Annotated in this window: 6 protein-coding genes and 1 pseudogene; all 7 read right to left on the bottom strand. The window is 31.6% G+C overall.

What is annotated here, in order from left to right; translation table 11 throughout:
- Positions 1–251 (bottom strand): annotated as a pseudogene (locus tag BACCELL_RS27010) (hypothetical protein); the annotation flags it as partial.
- A 105-nt stretch (positions 252–356) separates the two neighbouring features.
- The gene (locus BACCELL_RS21990; protein ID WP_007214294.1) at positions 357–761 is read right to left on the bottom strand and encodes a hypothetical protein; all 405 of its coding nucleotides are present in this window, start codon (positions 759–761) and stop codon (positions 357–359) included.
- Positions 754–1,182: a hypothetical protein gene (locus tag BACCELL_RS21985; protein WP_007214293.1), complete on the bottom strand. Its 429-nt coding sequence runs from the start codon at positions 1,180–1,182 to the stop codon at positions 754–756. Before BACCELL_RS21985 ends, BACCELL_RS21990 begins: the two co-directional genes overlap by 8 nt.
- A gap of 120 nt (positions 1,183–1,302) precedes the next feature.
- Positions 1,303–1,773: a macro domain-containing protein gene (locus BACCELL_RS21980; protein WP_007214292.1), complete on the bottom strand. Its 471-nt coding sequence runs from the start codon at positions 1,771–1,773 to the stop codon at positions 1,303–1,305.
- A gap of 4 nt (positions 1,774–1,777) precedes the next feature.
- On the bottom strand, positions 1,778–2,035 hold the full coding sequence (locus BACCELL_RS21975; RefSeq protein ID WP_007214291.1) for a hypothetical protein: 258 nt from the start codon (positions 2,033–2,035) through the stop codon (positions 1,778–1,780).
- Between the two features lies 1 nt (position 2,036).
- Entirely contained in the window at positions 2,037–2,315 is a 279-nt protein-coding gene (locus BACCELL_RS27830; protein ID WP_081450843.1) for an HYD1 signature containing ADP-ribosyltransferase family protein, read from the bottom strand.
- Positions 2,275–2,433, bottom strand: a complete 159-nt coding sequence (locus BACCELL_RS26635) for a hypothetical protein (protein WP_157133935.1) — start codon at positions 2,431–2,433, stop codon at positions 2,275–2,277. The genes BACCELL_RS27830 and BACCELL_RS26635 overlap by 41 nt, the downstream gene beginning before the upstream one ends.
- Between the last annotated feature and the right edge of the window lie 181 nt (positions 2,434–2,614).

The following is a 2,614-nucleotide window of genomic DNA, read 5'->3' as shown; positions in this document are numbered from 1 at the left end:
ATTTCAAGACAACTATTAGTTCCTTCTCTAAGCTGTACCATTATCTCATCCACATCCTTGTAAATAACTCCTACAACAGGATTCAGATAGATCACATGTCTCTCCCCATGAGTTGTCGTAGTAAAGCCAATATCTTGTATTACATTACCATCTTTAATGCGTATATAATTATTGAGCTTCTTTCTCTTGAACCCATATTGGGAAAAATGTTCTTCCAATAATAACTGTATTTTCTTTTTTTGTTCTTTCATTAAAAATTGTACTTAATTCTAGTGCCTTAATATTGTTATATGAAAAATTAAAACAATACAACCAATAATTTTGTCACAAACAAACTCTTCATTTTATCTAATGTTCTATTCCAGATTATCCATTACGTTTTCTATTTGCATTAGTATTACCGACAAATAATCAACGCAAATAATATTGTGAAAAGTTAAGTAGCTTTGAGGCATTTGAGTATCAGAAATACAACCATTCAAATGGATTATTTCTTTTTCTCTCATCTGGAACTTAAGACTGAAGGACTCGCCTAACGGAGTAAAGGAAAACTCTTTATGGCACTTACGAAGCATTAAGTCCAAATCCTTCTTAAATAAAAGAAGTTCCTCTATGCTAACATTGCAAACTGTTGAAACCTTAAAAATAGAACTTATAAGTTCAAGACTAAACTGAAGATAATCAACACTCACACTACGTTCAAAATCATAAAAGCGGATAAAAAAAGAATCGTCTTCATTTCTTACAAGAATTTCATTCATGGCATTTTCCTAAGTTTTTTATTTCAATAAGCACATCATCCATATCAGCCTCCAGCTCAGGCAAAAATGTCTGATCAAAAAGGCATCCGACTTCCAAACAACTACCAGTCTGTTCTTCAACGATTACAAACTTTTGTTTGATATGTCCCATATTCTCCCATTCCAATTCAACTCTTAGCCGCTCGTTCAAGGAAGAATATACAATCTTATGAATACGTTGCTGATACAACAAATTGATATGGTTCTTTAGGGCAAGTAAATCCTTCTGATTAGTCTTATATGTTGCAGTCACAGTAAAAATTGATTTCTGAATTTTTACATCAAAAGTCAGAGTATCTTCCTTCTCTCTATCGACCAAGAGGAAATTATACCATTGCATAATTGGTATTCTTTCCGAATTATAAAAGATTATATTTTTCATTCAATTACTGAAAATAATTATACGATTTACTTTGCTGTTCACTATCACAGAACTCATTACGGATTTTTTATGATATAATATCACTACTGCTTCGTTAAAAGCTTTGTGTTACACACTATATTATTGACAATCAGTGTTTCTCTCCTTATAATTCTCTACTACAACCAGCTCTATATTAGAGTATTTCAAAGCGACATCCTCAATTATGGCCTTAACGTCACACCAGTCCAGTCTTCCTAACCCCGCACCTATTTTAGGCATAGCTATTGCTTTAACATTACCTTGAGAAGCCAACTCCATCATTGTACTAATTGATTTCCTTATGGCTTCCAAATCCGCTTTCATTTTCCAATCCTTTTGAGTTCCTAAATTATAGATATGTTCATCTCCCGTTACATATTCAAAAACATCCCCAATTGTAAACGTCCCATCTATACATTTCTTTTTATATAGTCTGTACATTTTAGGATATTTCATTTTAAATTGCAACGCAATTCCTTTCCCCATAGCACCTGCACAATTACAACCATGTGCATAGCACTTAATTCCATTAATAGTGAAAATATTCCCTTCATTTACGTATCTTACCATATTGCTATTTATTTTTAATGAATTGCAGTGACCATACTTTGTTAAATTCTTTTTCCGAAATATAATCAGATTCCTCAAAAGACAAATCATCCAACTCTTTATCACATAGTAGATGTTCTCCCTGAATAGGGCTTTCAATTGTTAAACAAACAGTTTCTCCCGATAACACTTCTATTTGTCTAACAACTAATTTATTATGAAAATGAAGATAAAACAATATATCTTCTTCTTTCCAATATTTTTTTATGAAACAATCATTCATATTAAAATTTTATTTTAAAAATAGTAATACCACCATCCAAAATTCTATTGCTAATATTTAGCGGTTGATTATTAGGTATAATAAAATTATGTGACATGTTCTTTATTACATTTAATCCTGTTACGTCAATCTTGATATAATGAGTCAATGAATTAGTCTTCCAAGGAACACCATACAAACGTCTAGAGACCTGTCCAGCCGTAAAATCCAAAGAGTTTATATCCGTTAAATACTGTCCATCACCAAATCTTGCATGGACAGGTCCAGTTGATGGTAGCAATTCCCGTACTGTTTACTTGGCGGGCAATAGTGATTCGGGTTGTCTGAATCTCAGATACAGCCTGTTGCAATACTTTGGCATATTCACTATCGCTTATTTTCATTATATCTTTTGTCATTGTATAATATTTATCGTTATATCTTTGTGTAAAGGTAGGGCTATATTCTGATATTGAAAAGATTTATATTGTAATTTGTGCAGGCTGTATTTAATTAGTTTAAGTGCAGTTCATGATTGTAGTGAATTACACTTTCTTTATATTTGCGAATCATTATAAGTGTGTGAATAAAAAAATATCT

Origin of the sequence: Bacteroides cellulosilyticus DSM 14838, from assembly GCF_000158035.1 — a bacterium.
GTDB classification, from domain to species: domain Bacteria; phylum Bacteroidota; class Bacteroidia; order Bacteroidales; family Bacteroidaceae; genus Bacteroides; species Bacteroides cellulosilyticus.
The sequence above is the reverse complement of the archived record's forward strand: the minus strand, read 5'-3'. Positions and strand labels throughout refer to the sequence as shown.

What these genes read in the sequence shown, in the direction of transcription:
- BACCELL_RS21990 (WP_007214294.1), bottom strand. Translation starts at nt 761, where the DNA reads ATGAATGAAATTCTTGTAAGAAATGAAGACGATTCTTTTTTTATCCGC.
- BACCELL_RS21985 (WP_007214293.1), bottom strand. Translation starts at nt 1,182, where the DNA reads ATGAAAAATATAATCTTTTATAATTCGGAAAGAATACCAATTATGCAA.
- BACCELL_RS21980 (WP_007214292.1), bottom strand. Translation starts at nt 1,773, where the DNA reads ATGGTAAGATACGTAAATGAAGGGAATATTTTCACTATTAATGGAATT.
- BACCELL_RS21975 (WP_007214291.1), bottom strand. Translation starts at nt 2,035, where the DNA reads ATGAATGATTGTTTCATAAAAAAATATTGGAAAGAAGAAGATATATTG.
- BACCELL_RS26635 (WP_157133935.1), bottom strand. Translation starts at nt 2,433, where the DNA reads ATGACAAAAGATATAATGAAAATAAGCGATAGTGAATATGCCAAAGTA.